This window comes from Luteibacter sp. TLI7-4A (assembly GCF_056754745.1).
Map to the genome: position 1 here is coordinate 3,772,325 of NZ_JBPGWO010000001.1, position 25,476 is coordinate 3,797,800.

The following is a 25,476-nucleotide window of genomic DNA, read 5'->3' on the forward strand; positions in this document are numbered from 1 at the left end:
CGACACGCGCCCGGGGCGGTGACCTTCGGAGCAATGCACCGGAACGTCACCAGCTCCTTAGCCACTCCGCGAACAGGCGCCCGTCGGCGGCGATAGGTTCCGCGGTGGCATCGCGGGCAAGCATCGCTTCCAACGACTCCGGTACATCCACCCGCCGGCCGATCAATGGCTCCACGATGGCGTCGAACTTGGCCGGATGCGCTGTGGCTACGATGGTCCATGCGCCACGGTCGCCGGCGATTCGCTTGCGTTCGAAGACGCGGATGCCGGTGGCGGTATGCGGGCAGAATATTTCGTCGTCGCTGGCGGCGTAGCGACGGATGGTGTCACGGATTTCGGCGTCGTCGACGCTTTCGGCATGACCGTGCCTGCGCACACCGGCTTCATTGCCGAAGAGGTGGCGAAGCCGTTCGAAATTGCTCGGTGCGCCCACATCCATTGCGTTGGCGATAGTCGCCACCGCGTCGCGCGCGCGATACGGACTTCCAGCGAAGAAATCCGGAAGCGTTTCATTGGCGTTGCAGGCGAAGGTCACTTCGCCGATCGGCAGGCCGATCTCGCGTGCCCAGAGGCAGGCGACGGCGTTGCCCAGGTTGCCGGTGGGCACGATGGTGTTCATGCGCTCCCCCGCGTGGAGTGAAGCGTGGCCGAAGTAAGCCATCTGCGGCAGCAGGCGGCCAAGACTGATGCTGTTGGCCGAGGACATCGGCACGTCCGCTTGCAGCGTCGTATCCCCGAGCGCCTCCTTCACCAGTCGCTGGCAATCGTCGAAACTGCCTTCGACGCGAAGGGCGCGCACGTTGCCGCCGAAGCTGCCGAGCTGGTGCGCCTGGCGCGGTGACACGCGGTTGTCCGGATAGAGGATCGCCACGCGCACGCCCGGCAAGCCGTGGAACGCGGCCCCGACGGCTGCGCCCGTATCTCCCGAGGTGGCGACGAGGATCGTCAAGGGCCGCTTCGTGTCACGGTGCAGGCGGATGAGGCAGGCGGCGAGGAAACGCGCGCCGAAATCCTTGAACGCGGCGGTGGGGCCGTGGAAGAGTTCAAGCAGGTGCGCGCCCTCGATGCGCAGTTCGCGTCGTGGTACGGGAAAGGCGAAGGCCTCGGCACAGATGGCGGGCAGTTCATCGGCCAGGGGGTCGCCTTCGAAGAACGGTTCCAGCATGCGCTGCGCCGTCCCCGCGAGGTAGCCGTCGAGCGGCGGCAGACCGATCCTCGGCATGGTTTCGGGTACGTAGAGGCCACCATCGGGCGCGAGGCCGGCGGCGATGGCATCGGAAAGGCCGACGGGCGCGGCGCCGCCGCGCGTGCTGACATAACGCATGCTCACAGCACTTTCGCGGCAGGGCCGTCGATCGGGGCGACCAGCATGTCGCTGTCATGGCCGGCGGCCTTGAAAGCGGCGCGCATGTCCACCGCTGCCGCCTCGGCCGAGGCGCGGTCCTCGAACCAGCCGAACACGCTGGGCCCGGCGCCGGAAATGCTGGCACCGAAGGCGCCGTGGTCGAGGGCGGCCTGTTTCACCTGGGCGAAGCCGGGGATCAGGGGTGCGCGTCGCGGTTCCACCAGTACGTCGGACAAGCCCTCGCGCACCAGCGCCGCTTCGCCGCGGTAGCAGCCCGCCAGAACGAGGGCCAGATTGGCGCTTTGCGCCACGAATTCGCCCAAGGCGTAATGACCGGCGAGTGCGGCACGCGCACGCCGCGTCTCCAGTACTACGTGCGGATGGACGAGCGCGCAGTGCCAGGCGGCCGGCACCGGGATACGGACCAGGCGGGAGGTCGTGGCCAGCACGAGGCCGCCGACCAGCATCGGCCCCAGGTTGTCGCCGTGGCGGCTACCGCTGGCGACGACTTCACCATCGAGGGCGAAGGGGTACAGGGCCTCGCGCGACAGGGGCTCGTCGAGCAGCGCGTTCGCGGCGACGACGGCCGCCACGCAGGATGCCGCCGAACCGCCCATGCCGGAGCCCAGGGCGATGCCCTTGTGCAGGGTCAGCTCGAAACCGAACGGCAGGTCCAGCGCATGCAGCATCGATAGCAACGCCGCACCGGCCGTGTTGTCCGGCGCGTGCAGGGGCAGGTCGGTCACGACACCGTCGATGGCGGCGATGCGCACGTCTCGCTCGGGTATCCGGCGCACCTCGGCGCGGTCGCCGGCGCCCGCGACGGTATGGCCGAGGATATCGAAGCCGATGCCGACGTTGCCGACACTGGCGTATGCCTCAGCCACGGCGACATCCGCACGGGCCAGGGGCGAGGATTCTTCTTTCAGCATGCGCACCGTTTTACTCCCATCGCGCCCGCCACGCGTAGCAGGTCGGCGAATACCGCCGCCGCCGTGACTTCCGGACCGGCCCCCGGCCCTTGGACGACCAGCGCATTGTCGCAGTAACGACGCGTGGCGAAACGGACCACGTTGTCGGTGAGCCGCGAGTGGGCGAAGGCATGCTCGCGGTCGATCGCCTGGACGCCGACCGACGCCTGCCGGCCATTGAGCCGCGCCACGTGGCGGAGCACGTGGCCCGACGCTCGCGCTTCGGAAAGCAGGGCGGCCATCGGCGCATCCATGCCTTCCAGGTTTTCCATGAATTCCTCGCGCGAGCATGCGGCGAGGTCGGCGGGGATGAGGCTGTGCACGGCAACGTCCTCCAGCGAGAGCGCCAGGCCCGCTTCGCGCGCGAGGATGACGAGCTTGCGTGCCACGTCCGTGCCGGACAGGTCGTCGCGAGGGTCGGGCTCCGTGTAGCCCATGGCATGGGCTTCGCGGACGAGGGCGGAGAAGGGGATCGAGCCGTCGAAACGGTTGAACAGCCATGCCAGGGTGCCGGAAAGCATGCCTTCCACGGCGGTGAGTTCGTCGCCCGTGTCGATCAGGTCGCGCAGCGTCTGCACGACCGGAAGCCCGGCGCCGACCGTGCCTTCGTAATGAAGGCGCGCACCGCTGGCGCTCGCCGCGCCGCCGATCCTGCGCCAGCGTTCGAGCGGTCCGCTGGCGGCACGTTTGTTCGGCGTCACCACATGGATGCCGGCGGCGAGCCAGCCGGCATAGTGGTCGGCGACCACGTCGCTGGCACTGCAATCGGCGAGGACGGCCGCTTCGCCACGTTCACCCGCGACGTAGGCGGCGAACTCGTCCAGTTCCGCGGGGCGCCAGGTCTGCGCGCCGTGCGTGCGGCTGTTCAAGGCGTCGTCGTCGCAGTCGAGCCACATGTGGCGGCTGTCGCTGACCCCGCGCAGGCGCAGTTCCAGGTTGCAGTCGCGGAGCAGGCGCGGCGCCGCCAGCCGGAGCTGGGTGAGCAGGGCGCTACCGACCTTGCCGGGGCCGACGATGCCGATATTGACGACGAATGGCGGGACGACCGCACGCAAGGGCGCGGCACGGAGTGGTGAACGAGGTGGTGCGACAGCGATGGACACGATCAAAGCCTCCGGTGAGAGGCCCTTCGATCACGTCAGGTGGGTTGTCGGCTGATGGTCCTGGCGCCGGTCCCGTCCTGCGGGAGGTCGGGGCCGGCAGCGACAAGGGAACTAGGCGCGCGCGAACTCCGATCCTCCGACCAGGGTAGTGGTCGTGGTGGTTGTAGTCGCGGTGGTGGACAGGGACGCGAGCACGCCGGCCGTGAGGGCCGTGATGGAGCGCGGTGCTGGCGTGATGGGATGCATGGCTCGACGTTATGCCGGGGGCGAGGGGGCTGTCAAGCGTGGCGAGGGTGGCTGGATGGTCTAGGCGGAGAGGCGTGGTGGTTTCGCGGACCCAATCGCCGACAGGGTCGGCTCCCACCAGGCATGGGCAACAAGGGACGCTCGGCTGAACAGGTGAAGGCTGTGGTGTAGTGAAGGCTGTGGTGTAAAGGCTGTGGCGGGAACCTGAAGGCTGCTGTGGGGGCCGCTTCAGCGGCGATCCCGCGGCAGCGGGCCAGGGCGCGGCAAGCAACCATCGCCGCTGAAGCGGCTCCCACACGACAGCGGCTCCCACACGATGTGCGGGTGGGAGCCGACCCTGTCGGCGATTCAGGTCGCCGGAAAGGTCAGTGCTTCGACAAGTCGATCGAGTACACCGCCGTGCCGTCACCGTTGTCGCGCAACTGGCGGATCGGCAGGCCGAGGGACTTCGCCACGTCTTCCTTCCCGCTGGCCGAGGTGAACGTCACCGCGCCTCTGGTCTTCAACGGTGCGAAGGTCCACGAACGCTTGTCCACGTCCTTGCGCGTCAGCGTCTTTTTCGCCTCCACCCAGTGAATCACCACTTCGCGGTTCCCGTCCGGTGCGCTCAGCACGATGTTGGCGTCGTCCATGCCGGGAAATCCGCCGCCACCGCTGGCGCGGTAGTTGTTGGTCACGACGATGAACGGCTGGCCCGGCTTCACCGGCTTGCCCTTGTAGCGGAGGTCGACGATGCGCTCGCCCTCGGGCTTGCTCACGTCGATGGTGTAGATGATGCCGCCCTGCATCTGGTCGAAGTTGTAACCGGGGAAACCGCCGATCAGTGCCTGCTCGCCTTCTTTCGCCGGATCGATCCGGTTGAAGCGCGTCGCCGACTTCTCCAGCCAGGCCTTCACGCCGGCACCATCGATCTTCACCGCGGCGAGGGTATTTGGATAGAAGTACAGGTCGGCCGCGTTGCGGATCGTCATCGGGCCGGCGGGGACGTCGGTGAAGTCGTCCGGGCCGCCGAAGCCCGTGCGGAAGGCGGATGCGGCGGAAAGCACGGGCACGTCCTTCCATTCCGGATGCGTGCGGCCGAGTTCGTCACGCGCGTAGTCGATCTGCGCCGCGTTGACCACCGCCAGCGCGGACATGTTGCCTTCGTCGGCGAAGTAACTGCTGAGCGGATGGTCGGTGGCGCCGATCGGCGTGTTCACGTAGGCGATGGCGGCCTCGTGGGCCTCGCGCACGATCGGCGCGATGGCGGGGTCGGGCGCCACGCATTCGTTCTTCTTCGGGCAGATAGGGCGGACCTGGCTGTGGCTCTTGTCCTTGTCCACCACCCAGCGGCCCGCCTCGCGTTTCAGCGTCATGTCGATCACGCCGAGGTCCTTGCCGAAGAAACCGCCCATGACGGCCGGCACGCCGCGGACGAGGCCGCGCTTCGCGTCCACGTCCTTCATGTCGGCATAGCGTGGTCCGGGGAATTCCGTGTGCGAATGGCCCAGGAGCAACGCATCGATGCCAGGGACGCCGGCGAGGTACCAGCCACCGTTTTCCATCTGCGGCGTGTACGGCGCCGTGTTCAGTCCACCGTGCAGGATCGCGACGACGAGGTCGGGGTGTTGGGCTTGCACTTCCGGCATGTACTTGTTCGCGGCTTCGACGACGCCATCGACGGTGACCTTGCCGGCGAGATTGCGCTTGTCCCAGTCGAGGATCGGCGGGGGAGTGAAGCCGATGATGCCGATCCTGAGCGTGGTGGTGACCGGCTTGCCATCGGGGCCGGTTGCCGTGACGGACTTCTCGACGATCGTCCAGGGCTTGAAGATCGGCTTGCCGTCGCGTGCGCTGTAGACGTTGGAAAGGACCAGCGGGAACTTCGGTCCGGCGCACTGTCGCGGGCTCACGCCATCGACGTTCATCGCGGTGTTCGTCACCTGGGCAAGGAAGGGCAGTCCATAGTTGAACTCGTGGTTGCCGGCGGTGCCGCCGTCGTAGCCCACCGCGTCCATCGCCTTGTAGATGCCCAGTTCCGTGTCGCAGCCCACCGGCTTCACCAGTGCCTGGTAGTCGGCGAACACGGAACCCTGGATGGTGTCCCCGCTGTCGAACAGCACCGTGTTCGGGAATTCCTTTCGGGCTTCACGGATCAGCGTGGCGACGCGCTCGTAGCCGAAGGTCGGATCGTCCTTCTGCTTGTAGTAGTCGTAGGAGAGGATGTTCGAATGGACGTCGGTGGTCTCGAGAATGGCGAGGTCGAGCGTCGCCCCGTCCTTCACGCCGGTGGGCACCGTGGATTTTTCGGCGGGGGTGCCGGCGCAAGCGGCGAGCAGGGCGGCCGAGAGCGTGGCCAGGGCGAGGGGCTTGAACATCGTGGGTATCCGGTGGAGACGGGGTTCGGGGCGGGAAACTAGCAGAAATGCCGGAGCGGGGTTTTCCGGGGCTCATAAGGTGGGAGCCGACCCCGTCGGCGATCGGGTGCTTGCGGGGACCTTGCCCGCTGCCGCGGGATCGCCGACAAGGTCGGCTCCCACCAGGGCAGGGAGTTTCCATGGGACGAGGGGTTACTGGCGGTCGGCTTTCGCTTCGTCGAAATAGGTGTAGGTCTTGCCGTTGTCGTCGAGTTGCCTGGTCTTCAGGACGAACCGGTACGACGTCCGGTTCATCGGGGAGCCGTCGACGCGGCGGATATCGAGGCCGGTGGCGGTATCGGTGGTTACGCTGGCCGCCTTCACCGACAGGCCTTCGGCGCTGCGGCCGGCCAGCCCTTCACGCAGCACGCGCCCATCCGTCCTCCCCAGGTCGAGCTTCAACAGCGAGGCCAGCGTCGGTGCGAGGTCCACGTTGCCGCTGGGCAGTTCGCTGCGCAGGCCCGGTCGGAAATCCGGACCGGTCGCGACGAGGAGGTTGTGCACGTCCACCGGACTGAAGCTGCCGTGCATGCCCCGTTCGTTCGACATGCTGGTGTACTCCGTGCCCTTGAATCCCTGCACCGTGGCATCGGCATCGAAGTCGTAGCTCACCACGATGTCCGGTGCGCGCTTGTTGGCGAGGCGCACCGTCGCCAGCGGCAGCGTACCGGGCAGTTTGCCGTACCGGGCGTCGACGAAGATCGCGCCGAAGGGCTCGCGGCTCTGGAGGAAACGCACGGCCTTCCGTACCAGTTCGCGATCGTGCGCGGGCTGGTAGAGGTATTCGCTGCCGCCGTTCGGGGCGATGACGAAGGCATCCTTAGGCAGCTCCGCCGGAACCTTGTACGCGGGCGTCGTATAAGGACCGGGCTTGACACAGACCCTGCCGTCGTCGTCGAAGCGGGTCGGGCGAAGCAGGCTGCCATCGGCCTTCACGCCGGACATCACAGGCGCGTAGATGCACCCGAACCCGTCGAAGGCGGTAAATCCCGCACGGCTCATCTCGTCGGCGAGACGAATGGCGCCCGACGTGGAATAGCCCCACTCCGCGTCCACGTGGCCCACGCGGCCGTCGTTGATGGTTCGCAACGGAAACAGATCCATCGGCCCGGAAACGTTGCTATGCGCATGGTCGGACACGATGACGAGGTCGGTGTCGCCTTCCATGCCCAGTTCCTTCAATCGCGCCTGCAGTTTTCCCAGCAACTCGTCCTGCGCGCGCAGTGCGAGGTGGAAGTTCGGCGACCCGACACCATAGGCATGCTCCGTGGAATCCGGATTGCGCAGCCAGACGAAGCTGATGTCCGGCTTCTCGACCGGCAGCACGTAATCGAGGAAAGCTCGCATCAGGTAGGCGTTGGCGGCCGCCGGCGGTGCCCCCGCGCCATCGGACGCGTCGGAGGTGACGCCGTCCTTCAATGTCACCAGCGGTAGCGGTGCCGTCGGCGTGCCATTGTCCGGTTCGAGCTGGAAGCGATCCGGCTCATACGCATGCACCGTGTTGGCGGGCAGGGGAAAGCCCGCGCCGGCGAGCTTCTTCGCGAATGCCAATGGCAAGGCGACGTTCTCGTCGAGGATGGTGCCGCCCTCGTGGAGGTCCTGCAGGAAGGCCGGGCCGGACTTGCCGATCACCGCCGTCTTCAGGCCCGCCTTGCGCGCCTTCCCGAGCAGCGTCGGCGCCTGCAACAGGTCATGGTCCCAATGATCGTCCAGTGCACGAAGGACGGCATAGTCCTCGGTGTAGATGGGCGCGTTGAAGTCGCTCGGCGCTCCCTTGGCATCGAAGCCCCTGGCGCCCGGGGCCCAGAAGCGGTTGCCGAAGAAGCCGATCGTGCCGGGGAAGGAACCAGTGGCGAAACTCGACGCGTTGACCATGGTGAAGGTCGGGTAGGTCGCGTGGTTGTCCGCGAAGTAGGTGCCCTGTTTCACCAGCGCCGCGAGGTTTGGCGTGTCTTCCTCACTGATCGCGTCGGGCCGCATGCCGTCCCAGACGAAGACGATGACGCGATGGGCCGCGTGGGCCTCGACGGCGAGAACCATGAGGCACAGGGCGGCCAGTCGGGCGAGTCGGCGCATGGGCGGTACCGTGAGGTTAAAAGGGGGAATGGTGACGCCGCGATGTTGCAATTCGGGGACGCTGTCGCAACTGCGACCCACGTCACCGCTTCGCAACATCTTCCCGGAGTCGTAAAAAAACGTAAACACTCGTCAGTCACCCTCGTCCGCTTCCCATGACGAGTTACCTGTCGATGATGTATTCCCGCCGCGCCCTGTTCCTCGCCCTCGCCTCCGCGCTTGCCTTCCAGGCCCACGCCAACGATGCGCCGCCGCCGAAGACCCAGGACCTGGAAGCGGTTTCCGTCATCGGCCAGGGCGAAACGCGCCAGGTGCAGCGCATCGTGCCGGACGACCAGAAGGTGCTTCCGCCGGGGACCAGTCCGCAGAAGATCCTCAACCGCCTTCCCGGCGTGTCGGTGCAATCGAACGACGCCTTCGGCGCCAACGAGGAGTCGCAGTCGATCACCTTGCGTGGTTTCAACACCACCCGCCTGGGCTACACGCTCGACGGCCTGCCGCTCGGCGACAACGCCTACGGCAATTACAACGGCCTGAACATCTCGCGTGCCTTGCTGCCGGAAAACATGGCCACGGTCGAATTGTCGGAAGGCATCGCCGCGCTCGGCACGGCTTCCACCAGCAACCTCGGCGGTGCCATCCAGTACTTCTCGTCGGACCCGGCGAAGACGTTCGGCGGCAAGGTGGCGCAGACCTTCGGCAGCGACCACAACCGGCGTACCTATGCGCGCATCGATACGGGTGACTACAAGGGTTTCTCCATGTACCTGTCGGGCGCCCACGCCGATGCGGACATGTGGGCACGGCCCGGCTCGCCGACCAACACCAAGCAGTTCAATGGCAAGGCCGTCTACGAGTTCGGTGAAGGCAACCGCATCACCGGGTTCGCCGATACCTCGCGTACGAGCCAGGCCGACTACGCCTACCTCTCCAAGAGCGGCCTGAAGCGCGGTCTTGGCTGGGACTGGAACCTTTATGCCCCCGACTGGAACCGTGCGTTGGCGGCGGCGTATTGCGCGCCCGCATACACCAAGGGCGGCGTGAGCGATCCGCGCTGTGGCTTCTCCGGCGGCGTGGACAACATCGACGACGCGTACTACCAGAGCCGCGCGCTGCGCCGCGACGATCTCTACTACCTCGCGGGCGACTTCGCCGTCGCCGATGCGGCCACGCTGCATACCCAGGTCTATCACCACGAAAACGCCGGCCAGGGTCACTGGTGGTCGCCGGGACAGAAGTCCAACCCGGGTACGCCCGATGAACTGCCGATCTCGATCCGCAGCACGAACTACACGATCAACCGCAACGGCGCCATCGCCTCGTTGTCGTGGGACCTGGGCAGCCACCACGTGGAAGGTGGGGTCTGGTACGAAAAGAACGACCATCACGTCGAGCGCAACTTCTATTACATCGACGGGCCGGTCAGCGACGATCGCTATCTCTCCGATCCGGATCGTCGCCTGTTCGCGCAGGACTATACGATCACCACCAAGCAGGCCTACCTGCAGGACAGCTTCAAGGCGCTGGACGACCGCCTCAGCATCGACGTGGGCGTGAAGAGCCCGCACACCACCATGAAGGCGGTGGAACTGCCCGGCGTGGAAAGTCCCTATGCCAATGGCACGCTGAAAGCCGGCAAGTCCCTGCTGCCGCAGGCCGGATTGGCGTTCCAGCTGGCACCGGGCCAGGAGATCTTCCTTTCCTACGCGAAGAACATCGCGGCCTTCCAGGGTGGCGGCGCGGGTGGCCCGTTGTCGGTGTCGCAGGCCGCCTTCGACGGCACGAAGTCGAACCTGAAACCCGAGGAATCGCGCTCGATCGACGGCGGCTTCCGCAGCGTCGGCGAGGGATACGAAGCGTCGGTCGCGTTGTACGACGTGAAGTTCGACAACCGCCTGCTCTCGCTCAATCCCTGCCCGAGCATCGAGGTGGGTACGCGCCCTGAATGCAATACCGCCTTCGTCAACGTCGGTTCGGTGAGCAGTCGCGGTGCGGAGTTCACCTTCATCTGGAAGCCCGTGCGCGGTTTCGAGTGGTATAACTCGGCGTCGTTCAACGACTCCACGTACGACGACAACTACGTCGCCGGCGGCAAGGTCGTTCCGGTGAAGGACAAGACCACGGTGGATACGCCCAGGCGCATGTTCGCCAGCGAGGTCAGCTGGACCTCCGGCCCCTGGTCGGCCAGCCTGCGCGGCAAGTACACCGGCAAGCGCTACTACACCTATACGAACGACCAGAGCGTGGCTGGTGCGACCTCGTTCGACTTCGGCGCCAGCTACGACTTCGGTCCCGTCGCCAGCCTGAAGGCGCTGACCCTGGCCCTCAACATCACCAACCTCACGGACCACCGCTACGCGACGAACCTCACCGCGTTCGCGGCGACCGACCCGCAGGGCCGTGCCCTGGCGTTCCACGCCAGCGCCCCGCGGCAGAGTTTCCTCACCCTCACGGCGGATTTCTGATGAAGGCGTTTGCTCTATCCTCGTGCGCTGTGTTCTTCGCCCTTGGAGCGATGCCGATGCCCACGAACGCCGCCCCGGTGCCACCGCTCGCCACGAAGGTCCTCGTCATCGGCCATCGCGGCGCCAGTGCCCTTCGGCCCGAGCACACCCTGGCGTCGTACGCGGTGGCCATCGAGGACGGCGCGGATTTCGTCGAGCCGGACCTGGTCTCGACCAAGGACGGCGTGCTGGTGGTCCGCCATGAGAACGAGATCGGGGGCACCACGGATGTCGCCGCGCATGCGGAGTTCGCCAGCCGGCGTACGACGAAGACCGTCGACGGCGTGACGATCACGGGCTGGTTCACCGAGGATTTCACCCTGGCCGAACTGAAGACCTTGCGCGCCCGGGAGCGCCTTGCCGACATCCGCAAGGCCAACACGGCGTTCGACGGGCAGTTCAGCGTGCCTACCTTCGACGAGATGATCGAATTCGTCGCCGCCGAGGCGTCGGCACGCCAGCGGGTCATCGGCATCATTCCCGAGATCAAGCATTCCACCTATTTCCGTGGCCTCGGCCTGCCGATGGAAGACAAGGTGCTGGCGACCCTGGACGCCCATGCCTACACACGCGACGCGCCGGTGGAGATCCAGTCCTTCGAGGTCGGCAACCTGAAGTACCTGCGAGGAAAGCTCGGCAAGGCCCATCCCAACGTCCGCCTGTTGCAGCTGATGGACGTTGCGGCGGAGCATCCGGCCGACGAGCCGTCCATCACCTACGGCAAGATGATGACCCCCTCGGGCCTGAAGGCCATCGCCGCTTACGCGGACGCGATCGGCCCCTCCACGCGGAGCATCATTCCGCTGGGCAAGGACGGCCGGTTGGGGCCTGTTGCTCCGCTGGTTCGCGATGCGCACGCCGCCGGGCTCGAGGTCCATCCGTACACCTTCCGCCCTGAAAATCACTTCCTGGCCTCGGATTTCCGCAATGACGCCGGTGACGCCGCGCGCAACGAGGCCGGCTCCGTGGCTGAGATCCGCGCCTACCTGGCCACCGGCATCGATGCCTTCTTCACCGACGACCCGGCCCTGGGGCGCAAGGCCCTCGACGGACGCTGACGCGGCGCATCAGCCTGCGCTGACGACACTCCGGGCTCGCCCGGCTATGATCCCCGGTCAGCCAGCCCCAGGGGATCCACCCGATGTCGTTAGCGAAGTTCCTGCGCCACAAGTCCGTCGAACAGCTCCAGGCCGAAGTGGGCCAGCGCAGGGATTTCCGGCGCGTGCTGGGCCTGTGGCAGCTCACCGCGATCGGTATCGGCGGCATCATCGGCGTGGGCATTTTCGTGCTCGCGGGCCAGCAGGCCGCGCTCAACGCGGGGCCCGCCGTAGCCCTGAGCTTCATCATCGCCGGCTTCGGCAGCGCCTGCGCGGCGCTTTGCTACGCGGAGTTCGCCGGGCTGATCCCGGTCACCGGCAGTGCCTACACCTATGGCTACGCGGTGCTCGGCGAGGGGGCGGCCTGGATCATCGGCTGGGATCTCCTCCTCGAATACGCTCTGGTGGTCGCCGTCGTGGCGATCGGCTGGTCTGGCTACGTGCAGGTGTTGCTGGCCAGCGCCGGCGTGCACCTGCCGGAATGGGCGCAGAAGAGCATGAGCGCCGACACCATGAAGTATTTCTGGCAGCAGGGGCTGGGCTCGCTCGGCGTTTCCTTCGCCGCGCCCGTCGCCGCGCCGACCGATGGTCACCGCTTCAACGTGATCGCGGCCGGCATCTCGCTGCTGGTGGCGATCCTGCTTTCCGTCCGCACCGAATGGGGTGCGCGCCTGAACACCCTCATCGTGGGCATCAAGGTGCTCGGCGTGGCGCTGGTGATCGGTGTCGGTGCCTTCTTCATCAACACGGCCAACTGGCACCCGTTCATCCCGGAGCGGATCCTCGACGACAAGGGCGTCGGTCACTTCGGTTGGCACGGCGTGCTCACCGGCGCGAGCGTGGTCTTCTTCGCCGTGTTCGGCTACGACACGCTCACCACGGCGGCCGAGGAAGCGAAGAACCCGCAGCGCGACCTGCCGCGAGCGGTGCTGCTTTCGCTGGCCGTCGCGATGGTCCTTTATATCGCCGTCTCCCTCGTGCTCACCGGCATCGTGCCGTACGCCACGCTCAGTGGCGAGGCCTCGGTATCCGATGCGTTCAATGCGATAGGCCTGCCCTGGCTGAGCAACGTGATCGCCGTCGCCGCCGTGATCGGCGTGATCAGCGTGTTGTTCGCCTTCATGCTCGGCGCGGCGCGGATCTGGTTCGCGCTCTCGCGCGACGGCCTGCTCCCCGCATGGTTCGCCCGCGTGCACCCGCGCTTCGGCACGCCGGCACGGCCGACGATGATCCTCGGCATCTTCACCGCGATCGTCGCCGGCCTGCTGCCGATCGGCGAGGTGGCCGAACTGGTGAACATCGGCACGCTCAGCGCCTTCATCCTCATTTGCGCATCGGTCCTGGTACTGCGCGTGCGCAAGCCGGACCTGGAGCGCAAGTTCCGCACGCCGGCCGTATGGTTCGTGGCGCCGCTGGGCATCCTGTTCTCGCTGGCGCTGATCTGGGGCTTGCCCTGGATCACGTTCGAGCGCTTCGCCCTATGGATGGGAATCGGCCTGATCGTGTACTTCACCTATGGCGTGAACCACAGCAAGCTCAATCGGGAGAGCTGACTAGCGTCGGCGCGGTTTCGGCATATCCGACCGAAGTCAGGGCACATCGTGTCGTGAATCGGCGCATGATCCACCGCGCCTACAACGTATGAACTATTTCGCGCCCGCCTGATTACTTCTAATTTTCCATCCCGACATCGATGTCATGTGAGCAAGGAGAGCTCCATGAAGGATGAACTGGATATCCCATTCCGCGCATGGTTCATGGAGTTCCTTTCCGTGATTTTCCTGCCGCGCCACATTTCCTCGTCCTTTCCGTGCGCGTTGTTTCTCGCTTCCGCCATGCTCGTGTCGGGAGCAAGCACCGCGAAACCGGTAAAAGAATCCATAGGCAACGCATTGATCTTCGGGCGTTTGGTGGTGCCGGCACTCCCGCCCGAATTTACCCATGTCTGTATCGGTAAACCGATTTCACCGTGGAACACCCACAAATTGACGTGGGAGGAAGCCTTGGCTTGCCTCCTTGTTAGACCCTCTCCTCTTTGATAGTGGAGATATGACAGCGGTGAACCTGCGCCTGTATTCCGCTACTTCGAATGTGTTCATACATGGTGAGCAAGGAGAGCTCCATGAAAGTCCAGGATTGCGGGTTGAGCCTTCTTTCATTGACGATTGCTGGATGGATCGTCGTACATCCCGAGCCAGTCATGGCTGCGTCATTGATGAGTCTCGGGCACGCCGCCGGCGCGCAATGCAGTGCGAGCGATGTCAACGACTCCGGCGTCGTCGCAGGCAGTTGCAAGCCCGGCAATACGAACGGTTCGCTCGTCGCCTGGGTCTCCACGGCGGGTAGCGAAGTCGCTCTTCCTCCCCTGGCAACGGGCAAGGGTTGCGCGGCCGTAGGGGTCGCCAACAATGGAAGGGTGATAGGCAGCTGCTCGGATTCAGGCGGCGTGGTGTTCGCGGTAGCCTGGAGCAGTACGTCCCCGGGGACATCTCCCACCAAGCTGGCGCCTTTACCTGGCCTGTTGGGATTGGGTGCCGACGTAAGCACCTCGGTTGGGGCATACAACCAGTCTGGATTCGTTGCCGGCCAGAGCATGGGGGGTAACGGAAACTCGACGGCCGTCCTCTGGCCGCCGGGTAGCGGGACGGCTGTGCAAGTGTCGGGCAGCGGCGATAACTGCGAGGTAGCGGATGTCGCCAATTCGGCGGGCGGTGGAAATCCCGCGGTTTTGTTGAATTGCCCGAGCGGAACAGGCACGGTAACGCCCAAGGTCGCGACGCCAACCGGACCGCTGGGGATTTACGTCACCGCCAATCTGGCGAAGCGAACCGGAAGCAGCTATTGCGTCGGAACCGCTATCAACTCTTCGTTACAGATCATCGGCACATGCGTGTTCCCGACGGCACCCTTTGGCAGGGCGGCGTTCTGGGCAAATCCCGCGGCGACGGCCAGCGTTCTCAATCTTCCGAACTTCGGCGGGGATAACATAGGCAAGCGAAGTGCCGGCCTGTTCCTCAATGACCTGGGTCACCTGGTCTACCGGTATCAGATGTCCGATGGTCGTCAGAACGACGGGTTCAGCGACCCAGTAAACAATGTCGTCCTTTCCATTCCGCCACTGCATGCGGATGCGACGGTCATGGCGACAGCGCTGGGCGACAACGACCTCGTCGTCGTGGCGGGTGACAACGGCAGCGAGAACACGCAGGCCGCGATCTTCAATCCGGCATCGCCACTGGTCGTGACGCCGGTGCCTTTCTTCGGCGGAGGCGCGAAGAGTCTTCTTGTGACCGCATCCAAGGGTGGGTCATATGCCGTCGGCATTGCGGAAGACAGCAATCACGACGCCAACGCCGTCTCGACGACGTTGCCGTGATCGCCATACCCTGGTCGAAGAATTTGTGCCCGTTGACCAGGCCATGTATATCGGGGGCGACCCGACAAGGCCGCCCCCGATGCGTTTCCGACGCGTATCGGCCTCAGTAGTCGTAATTCACGCTGAGCCGCACGTAGCGCGGAAGCTGGCGCGAGGTCGGCGTTCCATAGAGCGGATTGGCGAGGTTGGGGTTGGACTCGGCGTTGGGATAGATGCCGATCACCTTCTGCTCGTTGAGCACGTTGAAAACGTTGGCGTTGAACGCCAGCTTCGAATCGGCGAAGGCCGGACGATAGGTGACGCCAAGATCGATCTGGCGCACCCAGGGCAGGCGTCCGTGGCTTCCCGGCGGCGAGGGCAGGCCATTGCAGAAGTGGTAGCTGTTGCCATAGCCGGCCGGATCGGTGCGATCGACGCCGAAGTATCCGAGGCAAGGTTTTGGTGCGCCCGAGATCATGCTTAGGTTTCCGCTGACCAGCCACTCGGGCGTGAACTCGTAGTAGCCGAAGAACTTCAGCTGGTGCTTGTGATCGTTGTTCTGCACGCCGTTGGTATTGACCATGATGTACGAGTTGTCCCAGTCCTGCGTCGTGGAGACCGCGGTCTGGCCCGTGCCGCGCGATTCGCGGTAGAGATCCGAGCGTAGCTGTCCTTCCGTGTTGCCATAGCTTCGCGAGAAGGTGTAGCTCACCTTGCCGTACCAGCCGTTGCTGAAGGGATGCTCCAGGAAGGTTTCCAACGCGTAGTAGCGGCGCTTCAAGCGATCGAAGCCGAATTCCTTGTTGGTGAGCGGCACGCTCACGTAGTTGCCCGAGGTGTCGACGAGATTGAAGGTGTTCGCCTTGCCCGGGTTGAACAGCCAGCAACTCACGGGGTTGCTGTCGGTGGTGACGTCGTAGCCGAGCGACTGGGCCTTGGCCAGCACCAGGTCGATGTCGCAATAGTCGTCGATGGCGTTGCGCAGGACGCGTTGCGTGGCCTTCGCGCCATAGACCCAGTCGGTGCCCAGCGTCTTGGTGAAGCCGAGGATGAATTCGTCCTGGTACTCCGATTTCAGGCCCTTGGTCGTCACCGTTTTCGGATCGGGGAGTTGGCCGAAGGTATTGTTCGCCGCGACGGGCGGTGAGATGGTGGTGAGGCCGGTCGGCGTGCCATCGGCGGCGATGCCACCGTACGTGAAGTATTGCGAGGTGGTGAGTGCGCCGCCCGCGGCGTTCAACGCCGGATTGAGCGGCAGGCCCAGGTAATACCGGCCTGCGTTGGCGTACACCTTGAACGTCGCGTCGCCGTAGACGTCCCAGCTGGCGCCGAGGCGCGGTGCCCATTGCGGCTTGTGCTGCGTGATGAAGGCATCACCGTCCGCATTGAAGTTCTGGAACTGGTCGTTGCGCAAGCCCACCGAGAGCAGCCAGCGATCGTTGATCTGCCACTTGTCCTCGATGTATTGCGCGCGCTGCGTGGAGCGCACGGTGGCGAGGCTGCTGTTGATGTTCCGCACCACGTAATAGCCTTCGGCACCATTGGGGAAGCCGCCTGTAGCCGGCACGCCAAGCCCGGTGGAGATAGGCGTATCGGGATCTCCCTGGCCATAGGTCCACGAGTAACCCGGGCCCGAAGTGACCGAGCCCTGGTCGAGCGCCGTCGCGGTCTGGTTGTCGATGCCGGCGGTGATCGTGTGGTCGCCGATCTTGTAGGTGATGTCGAAGCGGGTGTTGGTGGTGCGGTTGCCGCGCCCGGAAGGAATCAGGCTGGACACGGTCTGGCTGTTGCCGCGCCCGATGCCGCCGTTCAAGGCCGGATTCTGGTTGACCAGGCCGTCCACATAGGTGAGCGAGGGATCGTAGCCGCCGGGTGCGTCGTAATCGGTGGTGTGCAGCTTGCCGTAGAGGGCGGTGATGGTGAGATCGTCGGTGATGTAGCCGGTGTACTTCGCCGTCCAGAGGTCGCCGCCGGCCTTGGTGTCGTCGTTCTGGCCGATGCGGGCGAGGCGCGTGCGGCTGTTGTAATCGTAGTTGTAGACGCTGCCGGAGGTTTCGTACTTGTCCGATGCGCCGGTCACTTCCAGGATGTGGTTGTCCGTGATGTTCCAGTCGATCTTCGCGTACCAGCGCGGAGAGTCGTATCGGTAATCCACATAGGGCTTGGTGCTGGTGTAGCCGCTGACCGGGTTCACGGTGTTGCCTTCCTGCCGCTGGAATTCGCCGGCGACGAAGACGAACAGCTTGTCCTTTATCAACGGTCCGCCGGCATAGGCGCTTACCGTGGTGCTGTCGGTGTCGTTCTCGCTATCGGGCGCATACAGCGAGCCCGCGCGTGGCGAGGCGGGCAGGCCATTCTCGTAGTAGCGGTCGCGCTGGCTGGCGCGGGCGAAGTTCGGCTCCCACAATACCTGCGCGCCGAAATGCCAGTCGTTCGTGCCGCGCTTGCCGACCACGTTGATCACGCCGCCGTCGGAACGGCCGTACTGGGCGCTGTAACCGCCGGTATAGACCTCCTGCTGGTCGATGGCACCGTAGGGCAACGACAAGCCGCCGAACCCGCGCAACGGGTCGGTCGTGGCGAAGCCGTTCACGTAGTACGCGTTCTCGCTGGCTGCCGAACCGCCGAAACTCACCAGGGAATTGCCCGTAGGACCCTTGAAGCTGCCGCCGTTGTTGACCACGCCCGGCGCGAGCAGGGCGATGGCTTCCGAATTGCGGCCCAGCGGCAGGCGGGCGAGCTGCTCGGAGGTGACCACGGTGCGGGAATCGATGGTGGAAACGTCGATCTTCGGCAAGGCCGACGCGGACACGGTCACGCCGCTGAGTGTCTGGGCCTCGCTCGCCGCGAACGACACCTCGGTGCCGGCGCCGACCTTGAGCACGATGTTCTGCCGCGTGTCGATGGTCTGGCCGTGGGCGCGCAAGCTGACCGTATAGGTACCCAGCGGCAGCTGGCCCACGGAATACTTGCCACGGTCGTCTACCGGAATTTCGCGGCTGAGGCCGGTATCGCTGGTGACGACCACCGTCTGGCCGGCGGCGACGGGTGCCTGTCCGAAGATGCCGCCCGTCGTCGACTGGGCGAAAGCCGCGGGACTCGAAGCGAGCGCCAGCGCGACGGCAAGGGTGGTCTTGTTGAGAGACTTGAAGCTGAGCATGAAGAAACGCCTCCTCGGAACGATTTCAAGGCAAAGGCATGCCCGGGCTCCGCGGACGCGGAACCTGGATATCGGTGTTGTGGTGACCCCCGGGCACATGCCCGACACCGGCAACCGAAGGGTTGCCGGAGCGGGATGAGCCGATAAACGCGTGCGAACGCGTCGCTTCCGTTCAGCAGACAGCGCGTGCTGCGATGCAGCACTTGCTACCGGTTATAGCGAAAAGTTACGAAGTTGTATAGGGGTATGGACGTCCTTATGGGGCGTCCTTATTGACAGAAGAGCGGAATCCCCGGCGGATCGGGGTTGACCGGCACGGTCCACTCGCGCGCCAGGTGGACGCGAATGTTGCGTTCGTTCTTCCGCGAGTAGCGATAGCAATTGGACCGCAACGCGACGGTGCTGGAGATCAGGTTGGTCTCGCATGGCCAGAATGACGACCATTGCACCTCGGCGTCTTCATGCGTGGCGGCCAGGGTGTGTCCGTATTCATGGGCGATGATCGTGTAGCGGCCCGAGAGCGAGGCGATGGCTTCTTCGCCTCCGAGCCACGCTTGCCCGGTGACGCCGGGCAGCGGCTCATGACTCGTGACCAGCATGAACTTGTATTCGAACTTTCCCGGGATGCGCGGCAACTTGTTCCGTCGCTCGTAGAGATCCATCGCCGTCGTCCAGTCGCGGAGCGACCCCTCGTGTCCATAGGGCATATCGGTGAGCCCCTCGACCTGCTGGCTATAGATTGCCCACAGCCGATAGGTCGGAAGGATCGTTTTCATGTCCGCGATCCACCAGGCAACGTACCTGGCATGTATATGCCTTCGGTCCACGCCGAGCGTGTCGTCGTGAAGGAACATCCAGAATGTCAGCGTGGGCGGTTTGTTCACGCCGGGACGTCTGGGTTCGCTGGTGTTCCGTGCGGATAGGCCCTTGCGGTCCGCATGTTCCACCGCGGCATGTTTCGCGTTGTCGTCGTTCGCGGACTCGACAACGTGGGGAGTGTCGTCTTCGCGGTCGAAGCCTGTGACGGATACGCCATCGCGGCGAGCCACCGTGATGTCCAGGTGGTCGCCGGAGCGGGTGACGACGGCCTGCTCGCCTTTCCAGGTCGCAAGGTACATGTCGCCGGTTTCGCCGTCGGCGAAACGAACGCCGATGTCGAGTTGCGATTCGACGACGAGAGCGTTCGCTTCCTCTGTGCCGCGTGATCGCTGCGTCGACGCGGCAAGGGATACGGTACGGGGCAACCCCGCGGCGACGGCCCGGTCGAAGGCCGTGATGGGATGTGTGGTCGCCGCTTGCGCAGCGCAGGTGCCGGCCATGCAGGCGGCGGCAAGAATGACGGTACACCGCGACGCGGTGGTGTATGGCTGGGCCATGGCAGTCCTTTGCGGGCGTTGGTTGGGAGCGGAGGCAGTGTATGCGTCGTCAGGGCGTCCTGGTGCGCGTGCGCCGCGATGCGGTGCGACAGCCGGCACCCCGTCGCGCAGGGGGCGCTCGCCCGGCATGGCGTACGTCTGCATGGGCGGCCGGCATTGAATCGTCGCCAGCCACCCCCTACTTTCAGCGTTCACGCCGCGAAGGAATGTCCCATGTCCGATCTCACGAGCTTCCCGATCAATGCCGTATGGCCGGCGGCCCACCCGGAGCGCATCCAGCTCTATTCGCTGCCCACGCCGAACGGCGTGAAGGTATCGATCATGCTGGAGGAGCTGGGCCTGCCCTACGAGCCGCACCTCGTCGACATCGGCAAGGACGAAAGCAAGCTGCCCGAATTCGTCGCGCTCAACCCGAATGGGAAAATCCCGGCGATCGTCGATCCGGATGGACCGGACGGCAAGCCCATCGGCCTGTTCGAGTCCGGAGCGATCCTGCTGTACCTGGCCGAGAAGACCGGCCGTTTCATTCCCGCGGACGCCGCTGGCCGTTGGGAAACCATCCAGTGGCTGTTCTTCCAGATGGCCGGCATCGGCCCGATGTTCGGGCAGGTCGGTTTCTTCCACAAGTTCGCCGGCCGCGAGTACGAGGACAAGCGTCCGTTGCAGCGCTACGTGGCGGAGTCGAAGCGCCTGCTCGGCGTGCTCGACAAGCGGCTCGAAGGGCGCGAATGGATCGTGGGCGACGAATACACCATCGCCGACATCGCCACGCTGGGGTGGGTCAACAACCTCGTGACCTTCTATGGTGCCCGCGACCTGGTCGGTTTCGACGAATACGAGAACGTCATCGCCTGGCTCGAACGCGGCATGTCGCGCCCCGCGGTGCAGCGCGGCCTGAAGATTCCCGCCAGGGGTTGAGCCGGCAGTATCCTGCGATTCTCCCGTTTCAGGGCCGGTACGGGCCACGCCCGTGACCTCTGGCATAGGGAACCCCGCAGTCCGGCGTTTAGGATCGAGGGCTTGCGCGGGCCTCAGGGGAACGCGCCGATCCGCTCGACACGGATGGACGGGCGACCATTACGCTCCATGGGAGAACACAGTGAAATCCACCATGCTCGCCTCCGCGCTGCTGGCCGCCCTGGCCGGTATCGGCGCCCCGGCCGTCCGCGCGGACGATGTTCCCGCACCGCAAGACACCGCTTATAACGGCACCCTCAAGCTCGTCGTCGACGCCACCGACCTCGACCGGCGCATCTTCCGCGTGCGCGAAAACATCCCCGCGCAGCCGGGTCCGCTGACCCTGCTGTTCCCCGAGTGGATTCCGGGCCACCATTCCCCCAGCGGTCCTATCGACCAGTTCGCCGGCTTGATCGTCACCGCCGGTGGCAAGCGCATCGAGTGGAAGCGCGACGAGTTCAACGTCTACGCCTTCCATGTGGACGTGCCGGCCGGTGCGTCCTCGGTGGACGTGGAGTTCCAGACGTTGACGCCGCAGGATGCCCGCCAGGGCCGCATCGTCATGACGCCCGATATCGTCAACGTGCAGTGGAACCAGGTATCGCTGTATCCGGCGGGCTATCGCGCGGATCGCATCCAGGTCGAGCCGTCGGTGAAGTTCCCGGCGGGCTTCCAGTTCGGCACGGCGCTGGAGCAGGCCAGCAAGGATGGCGACACGGTCACCTTCAAGGCGATCGACTATGACGACCTCGTCGATTCGCCGATCTTCGCCGGCCGCTACTTCAAGCGCGTCGACCTCGATCCCAACGGTCGCTCGCCGGTGCACCTGAACATCGTGGCCGATAATGCCAAGGCGCTGGAGATCAAGCCGGAAGCGCTCGAGATCCACCGCAAGCTGGTCCAGCAGATGGACAAGCTCTACGGTGCACGCCACTACAATCATTACGACTTCCTGCTGGCGCTGACCGAGAAGCTCGGCGGCATCGGCCTCGAGCATCATCGTTCCTCCGAGAACAGTGCTTCGCCCAACTACTTCACCGAGTGGGACAAGAGCTGGCTCGGCCGCGACCTGCTCGCGCATGAATACAACCACTCGTGGGACGGCAAGTACCGTCGTGGCGCCGACCTGGCCACGCCGAACTTCAACGTGCCGATGGGCGACAGCCTGCTGTGGGTCTACGAAGGCCAGACGCAGTTCTGGGGCAACGTGGTCGCCGCGCGTGCCGGCCTGCTCTCGCAGGACCAGGCGCGCGACATGCTCGCCTTCGTCGCCGCTACCTACGACAAGGGCCGTCCGGGCTTGTCATGGCGCAACATCCAGGACACCACCAACGACCCGACCATCGCGCAGCGTCGCCCGCTCTCGTATCGCAACTACCAGATGAGCGAGGATTACTATTCGGGCGGCCAGATGATCTGGCTCGACGTCGACACGAAGCTGCGTGAGCTGACGAAGAACAAGCGCTCGCTCGACGATTTCGCCAAGGCCTTCTTCGGCATGAAGGACGGCGACTGGAAGGTGAATCCGTATACCTTCGAGGAAGTGGTCTCCACGCTCAACGGCATCACGCCGTACGACTGGGCGACGTACCTGCGCGATCGCGTCGATGGCCACAAGGGCGACCTCGAAGGCATCGAGCGCGGTGGCTGGAAGCTCGTCTATAACGACAAGCCGTCCGATGCGCTCAAGGCCATCGAAGGCCGCCGTCACTACACCGACCTGACCTATTCCGCTGGCTTCGCCGTGTCGTCCAAGGGCGATATCTCCGACGTGCGCTGGGATGGTCCCGCGTTCAATGCCGGCCTGTCGCCGGGCATGCACATCGTCGCGGTGAACAACAAGGAATTCGACGGCGACGCGTTGAAGGACGCCGTCACCGCCGCGAAGACCGACAAGGCACCGATCGAACTGCTGGTGAAGAATTTCGACCAGTACAAGACGATCAAGATCGACTACCACGAAGGTCTCAAGTACCCGCATCTCGAGCGGGACAAGAGCAAGCCCGACTGGCTAGGCGAGCTGTACAAGGCGAAGTAAAAAGGAGGGCGCCGCAAGGCGCCCTCCTACTGTGCGAGCCACGCAAGATCCGGGCGGCGGCAAGATGCAAGCCACACAGGTGGGAGCCGACCCTGTCGGTGATGGGTGCTCGCCGTACCTGGCCCGCTGCCGCCGGATCGCCGACAAGGTCGGCTCCCACCAGGTCGGCTCCTACCCGGGTCGCCGAGGCGGCTCCCACAAGGCGCCGGGCGTTATCATCCGGTGCATGACCCCAGCGCCCACGCCGCCAGGCCTCGAACTCGACCGTGCGCACCGTCGCCGGCGCCGCTACATGGTCGCCTTCTGGATCGTGGCCTTCGTCAGCGCGGCCATCGGCAATACCCTCACCGAGCGGATGGATGCCGATCGCTACGGTATCTCCGCCGTCACCTGGCAGATCGCCACCAATGAATTCACCAGCGTGCTCGTCTCGCTGCTGATGTTGCCTTTCCTTCTGCGTGCCTGCGACCGATGGCCTCTGCATGCGGATACGTGGCGCCGCCGCCTGCCGCTGTATTTCCTCGGCAGTGTCCTGTGGTGCGTCCTGCACGTGGCCGGCATGGACTCGTTGCGTCTCTTCGTTTACCGATTGGCAGGCGTCCCATTCGATCCGGGTTCGTTACGTTTGCAGATGGTCTACGAATACCTCAAGGACATCCGCACGGTCTTCGTCATCGTCGCGTTCTGGCACATGGTGGAGTGGTTCGGCCGGCGCGTGCAGGGCGAGGCCCATCTGCTCGACGCGCCGGACGAGGGGGCGCCCGTCGAGCCCGTGGACCGCCCCGAGCGTTTCCTCGTGCGCAAGCTCGGCCGTGATTTCCTCGTCGCCACCGCCGACATCGAATGGGCGCAGGCCTCGGGCAATTACGTGAACCTGCGCGTGCGTGGGCGCGACTACCCGTTGCGCAGCACGTTGGCGGCGCTGGAGACCCGTCTCGACCCGGCTGTGTTCGTTCGCGCCCACCGCAGCTATATCGTCCAGTTGGCCCAGGTCACGGCCATCGAACCCCTGGACGCGGGCGAGGCCCGCCTGCACATGGCCGATGGCAGCGTCCTGCCGTGCAGCCGGCGTTACAGGGAAAGCCTTCGCTCCGTGGCGGCGGGCGCCGGGCCGGTGCCGGCCCGGGCCTGACATCCAGGCTAGGCCGCCCGGGCCATTCCCGCTACAATGCCGATCCGCAGTTACGCGCCTGTAGCTCAGCCGGATAGAGTAGTGGCTTCCGAAGCCATTGGTCGGGGGTTCGAATCCCTCCAGGCGCGCCATTCTTTCGTTCCTTCGTTCCTTCGTTTCGCGCGGTCGCTGCGCTCCCCGATTTCTTATCCTCCAAGGCGGACCGGCTTCCACAGGGAAGCCATGGACCGTCCATCAGGTGATGACTTCAAGCATGGCCTCTCCCACCCCCATGAAAATAGCCGAGGCTCGCCGATTCTTCTTCATCGAAGACGAAGGCGCGACCGAGGTTTTTGCCAGGGAGAACTGGCGCGGGGGGCTATTCGATCGGAATAGATATGAATTGCATCGCATGCCTAGAGTCCTTTGGGATGCGTTGCGAGATGCGAGTACCGATCCGGTCTGGTGGATCTGTGGTTATGGAACGGTGGACGGGGCCGAACCCAGTGCGGAGTCGTTTTCCTTCGACTGGGATTCCTTTACTGCAATGCCCGATAACCCGGCGAAAACCTCGACCGAATGGGTTGCGTACAACGATTCGAGGACCATTGCCGTCCTCGCGGATTTTGATGTCACCATCGTTGGGGCTTATCGGCCATTCGCCGATCAGATCGACCACCACCTGGCAACGTCGGGTACCAGCCTGCGAAAGCTCACTCATGTCGATATGGGTGAAGAAGATGAATGGGGCTTTATAACGTCATTGATTAAGTCGGCCCTAAAATAGCGCAACGTTCGGCACTAGTTCATTCGCCCAGGTTTTGTAGCGCACCAGCATTCTGAGGATGTCTGTTGCCGATGCGGCGCATGTGTGAACGGGGCTGGGCGGGCGGTAGATGTGCTGAAACTCCTCGGCATTTTCGATTTTCAAAACAATGATCAGATTGACCCGACGCTGTTCCGTCAGGCCGTTCACGATCAATTGCCAGCAGCTTGGGATCAGCGTGTCCCGTGATTTTCCTGCAAAATCCGAAGGGCAAGATGCTGGAGCAGAATAATTGTCTTGGCATCGCGAATATCGCCACGGCCGATCATCCGCATTGCCTCCGGCAAGGCGACTTCCAGGACATCTATGTCTTCTCCCTCGTCAGAGGAGCCGCCGCCTGCGCCAACTTTATCTTTCTCGGCATACTCGCCATAGAAAAATGCCAGGTATTCCGTGACCGATCCGGGGCTCATATAGACATCGAACAGATGTGTGAGTTCGGAAACCTCATAACCAGTTTCCTCAATCAGTTCCGCACGCATGCGCGTTGCCGGCTCAACGCCTTCCAGCAGCCCCGCCGGTGTCTCGATCAGTGACTCCAGGCCGCCATTCAAAAGAACCGGCAACCGGAATTGGCAGGTCAGCAAGACATGGTCGTTTGCGGGGTTGTACAACAGGCACGTCGCCCCGTTGCCGCGATCATAGGCCTCCCGCGTCTGCTTCTGCCAACTTCCATCTCTCAGTTGGAGTTCATATTCATATTTGGTCAGCCGTCCCCAATCATCTGCCAATACGCGTTCGGAAATTGGGCGGTAAACACTGCTTTCCATCAAATCACCTCGTTTTCGTCTGCCTTTTCAGAGCCCGTGTAACCGGCCTTCGACGTGCGTGCGCGTTTCGCCGCCGACCCATATTCGGCTGGCATCATCGCGTGTCAGGCGTCAATCGCTGCATCTCATCCGTCGTCAAGTTGTC

General features: G+C 64.6%; 18 protein-coding genes and 1 tRNA gene. 10 read left to right on the forward strand and 9 right to left on the reverse strand.

What is annotated here, in order from left to right:
• Positions 1 to 46: 46 nt before the first annotated feature.
• The 5 genes from thrC to ACR9Y6_RS16515 all read right to left on the reverse strand — a co-directional run bounded on the left by thrC (position 47) and on the right by ACR9Y6_RS16515 (position 8,137).
• Positions 47 to 1,324: a threonine synthase gene (thrC, locus tag ACR9Y6_RS16495; RefSeq protein WP_481282747.1), complete on the reverse strand. Its 1,278-nt coding sequence runs from the start codon at positions 1,322 to 1,324 to the stop codon at positions 47 to 49.
• 2 nt (positions 1,325 to 1,326) lie between these two features.
• On the reverse strand, positions 1,327 to 2,277 hold the full coding sequence (locus ACR9Y6_RS16500; RefSeq protein WP_481282268.1) for a homoserine kinase: 951 nt from the start codon (positions 2,275 to 2,277) through the stop codon (positions 1,327 to 1,329).
• On the reverse strand, positions 2,271 to 3,419 hold the full coding sequence (locus ACR9Y6_RS16505) for a homoserine dehydrogenase family protein (protein WP_481282269.1): 1,149 nt from the start codon (positions 3,417 to 3,419) through the stop codon (positions 2,271 to 2,273). Before ACR9Y6_RS16505 ends, ACR9Y6_RS16500 begins: the two co-directional genes overlap by 7 nt.
• Positions 3,420 to 4,030: 611 nt before the next feature.
• On the reverse strand, positions 4,031 to 6,022 hold the full coding sequence (locus ACR9Y6_RS16510) for a bifunctional 2',3'-cyclic-nucleotide 2'-phosphodiesterase/3'-nucleotidase (protein WP_481282270.1): 1,992 nt from the start codon (positions 6,020 to 6,022) through the stop codon (positions 4,031 to 4,033).
• A 192-nt stretch (positions 6,023 to 6,214) separates the two neighbouring features.
• Positions 6,215 to 8,137, reverse strand: coding sequence for an alkaline phosphatase family protein (locus ACR9Y6_RS16515; protein ID WP_481282271.1), 1,923 nt, complete (start codon positions 8,135 to 8,137; stop codon positions 6,215 to 6,217).
• A gap of 155 nt (positions 8,138 to 8,292) precedes the next feature.
• On the opposite strand from ACR9Y6_RS16515, the gene ACR9Y6_RS16520 reads away from it, so the two are divergent.
• The 5 genes from ACR9Y6_RS16520 to ACR9Y6_RS16540 all read left to right on the forward strand — a co-directional run bounded on the left by ACR9Y6_RS16520 (position 8,293) and on the right by ACR9Y6_RS16540 (position 15,114).
• Positions 8,293 to 10,602 carry a TonB-dependent receptor gene (locus ACR9Y6_RS16520; protein WP_481282272.1) on the forward strand — a complete coding sequence of 770 codons (2,310 nt, stop codon included), beginning with the start codon at positions 8,293 to 8,295 and terminating at the stop codon, positions 10,600 to 10,602.
• A 56-nt stretch (positions 10,603 to 10,658) separates the two neighbouring features.
• Entirely contained in the window at positions 10,659 to 11,699 is a 1,041-nt protein-coding gene (locus tag ACR9Y6_RS16525) for a glycerophosphodiester phosphodiesterase (RefSeq protein ID WP_481282273.1), read from the forward strand.
• A gap of 83 nt (positions 11,700 to 11,782) precedes the next feature.
• The gene (locus ACR9Y6_RS16530; protein WP_481282274.1) at positions 11,783 to 13,291 is read left to right on the forward strand and encodes an amino acid permease; all 1,509 of its coding nucleotides are present in this window, start codon (positions 11,783 to 11,785) and stop codon (positions 13,289 to 13,291) included.
• 165 nt (positions 13,292 to 13,456) lie between these two features.
• A complete protein-coding gene (locus ACR9Y6_RS16535) occupies positions 13,457 to 13,777 on the forward strand; it encodes a hypothetical protein (RefSeq protein WP_481282275.1) in 321 nt (106 codons plus the stop codon).
• Between the two features lie 83 nt (positions 13,778 to 13,860).
• Positions 13,861 to 15,114, forward strand: coding sequence for a hypothetical protein (locus ACR9Y6_RS16540; RefSeq protein ID WP_481282276.1), 1,254 nt, complete (start codon positions 13,861 to 13,863; stop codon positions 15,112 to 15,114).
• A gap of 103 nt (positions 15,115 to 15,217) precedes the next feature.
• Here ACR9Y6_RS16540 and ACR9Y6_RS16545 read toward each other — a convergent pair whose 3' ends face one another.
• Positions 15,218 to 18,253 carry a TonB-dependent receptor gene (locus tag ACR9Y6_RS16545; protein WP_481282277.1) on the reverse strand — a complete coding sequence of 1,012 codons (3,036 nt, stop codon included), beginning with the start codon at positions 18,251 to 18,253 and terminating at the stop codon, positions 15,218 to 15,220.
• Between the two features lie 269 nt (positions 18,254 to 18,522).
• Entirely contained in the window at positions 18,523 to 19,629 is a 1,107-nt protein-coding gene (locus ACR9Y6_RS16550) for a hypothetical protein (protein ID WP_481282278.1), read from the reverse strand.
• A 213-nt stretch (positions 19,630 to 19,842) separates the two neighbouring features.
• Between ACR9Y6_RS16550 and ACR9Y6_RS16555 the strand changes: the two genes are divergently transcribed.
• The 5 genes from ACR9Y6_RS16555 (at position 19,843) to ACR9Y6_RS16575 (ending at position 24,522) form a co-directional block, all read left to right on the forward strand.
• Positions 19,843 to 20,547, forward strand: coding sequence for a glutathione S-transferase N-terminal domain-containing protein (locus tag ACR9Y6_RS16555; protein ID WP_481282279.1), 705 nt, complete (start codon positions 19,843 to 19,845; stop codon positions 20,545 to 20,547).
• A gap of 193 nt (positions 20,548 to 20,740) precedes the next feature.
• Complete coding sequence (locus tag ACR9Y6_RS16560) at positions 20,741 to 22,624, forward strand: M61 family metallopeptidase (protein WP_481282748.1); 1,884 nt, start codon at positions 20,741 to 20,743, stop codon at positions 22,622 to 22,624.
• 226 nt (positions 22,625 to 22,850) lie between these two features.
• A complete protein-coding gene (locus ACR9Y6_RS16565; RefSeq protein ID WP_481282280.1) occupies positions 22,851 to 23,756 on the forward strand; it encodes a LytTR family DNA-binding domain-containing protein in 906 nt (301 codons plus the stop codon).
• Between the two features lie 54 nt (positions 23,757 to 23,810).
• A tRNA-Arg gene (locus ACR9Y6_RS16570) sits at positions 23,811 to 23,887 on the forward strand.
• A gap of 122 nt (positions 23,888 to 24,009) precedes the next feature.
• Positions 24,010 to 24,522, forward strand: a complete 513-nt coding sequence (locus ACR9Y6_RS16575) for a hypothetical protein (protein ID WP_481282281.1) — start codon at positions 24,010 to 24,012, stop codon at positions 24,520 to 24,522.
• Here ACR9Y6_RS16575 and ACR9Y6_RS16580 read toward each other — a convergent pair.
• Together ACR9Y6_RS16580 and ACR9Y6_RS16585 are read right to left on the reverse strand one after the other, a co-directional pair.
• On the reverse strand, positions 24,514 to 24,711 hold the full coding sequence (locus ACR9Y6_RS16580) for a hypothetical protein (protein ID WP_481282282.1): 198 nt from the start codon (positions 24,709 to 24,711) through the stop codon (positions 24,514 to 24,516). The two genes, ACR9Y6_RS16575 and ACR9Y6_RS16580, sit on opposite strands and share 9 nt — an antisense overlap.
• 23 nt (positions 24,712 to 24,734) lie before the next feature.
• Positions 24,735 to 25,331 carry an NUDIX domain-containing protein gene (locus tag ACR9Y6_RS16585; RefSeq protein WP_481282283.1) on the reverse strand — a complete coding sequence of 199 codons (597 nt, stop codon included), beginning with the start codon at positions 25,329 to 25,331 and terminating at the stop codon, positions 24,735 to 24,737.
• Positions 25,332 to 25,476: the final 145 nt, after the last annotated feature.

Coding starts and splice junctions, on each gene's coding strand:
- thrC (WP_481282747.1), bottom strand. CDS start 1,324: ATGCGTTATGTCAGCACGCGCGGCGGCGCCGCGCCCGTCGGCCTTTCC.
- ACR9Y6_RS16500 (WP_481282268.1), bottom strand. CDS start 2,277: ATGCTGAAAGAAGAATCCTCGCCCCTGGCCCGTGCGGATGTCGCCGTG.
- ACR9Y6_RS16510 (WP_481282270.1), bottom strand. CDS start 6,022: ATGTTCAAGCCCCTCGCCCTGGCCACGCTCTCGGCCGCCCTGCTCGCC.
- ACR9Y6_RS16515 (WP_481282271.1), bottom strand. CDS start 8,137: ATGCGCCGACTCGCCCGACTGGCCGCCCTGTGCCTCATGGTTCTCGCC.
- ACR9Y6_RS16520 (WP_481282272.1), top strand. CDS start 8,293: ATGACGAGTTACCTGTCGATGATGTATTCCCGCCGCGCCCTGTTCCTC.
- ACR9Y6_RS16525 (WP_481282273.1), top strand. CDS start 10,659: ATGCCCACGAACGCCGCCCCGGTGCCACCGCTCGCCACGAAGGTCCTC.
- ACR9Y6_RS16530 (WP_481282274.1), top strand. CDS start 11,783: ATGTCGTTAGCGAAGTTCCTGCGCCACAAGTCCGTCGAACAGCTCCAG.
- ACR9Y6_RS16535 (WP_481282275.1), top strand. CDS start 13,457: ATGAAGGATGAACTGGATATCCCATTCCGCGCATGGTTCATGGAGTTC.
- ACR9Y6_RS16540 (WP_481282276.1), top strand. CDS start 13,861: ATGAAAGTCCAGGATTGCGGGTTGAGCCTTCTTTCATTGACGATTGCT.
- ACR9Y6_RS16545 (WP_481282277.1), bottom strand. CDS start 18,253: ATGCTCAGCTTCAAGTCTCTCAACAAGACCACCCTTGCCGTCGCGCTG.
- ACR9Y6_RS16550 (WP_481282278.1), bottom strand. CDS start 19,629: ATGGCCCAGCCATACACCACCGCGTCGCGGTGTACCGTCATTCTTGCC.
- ACR9Y6_RS16555 (WP_481282279.1), top strand. CDS start 19,843: ATGTCCGATCTCACGAGCTTCCCGATCAATGCCGTATGGCCGGCGGCC.
- ACR9Y6_RS16560 (WP_481282748.1), top strand. CDS start 20,741: ATGCTCGCCTCCGCGCTGCTGGCCGCCCTGGCCGGTATCGGCGCCCCG.
- ACR9Y6_RS16565 (WP_481282280.1), top strand. CDS start 22,851: ATGACCCCAGCGCCCACGCCGCCAGGCCTCGAACTCGACCGTGCGCAC.
- ACR9Y6_RS16575 (WP_481282281.1), top strand. CDS start 24,010: ATGGCCTCTCCCACCCCCATGAAAATAGCCGAGGCTCGCCGATTCTTC.
- ACR9Y6_RS16585 (WP_481282283.1), bottom strand. CDS start 25,331: ATGGAAAGCAGTGTTTACCGCCCAATTTCCGAACGCGTATTGGCAGAT.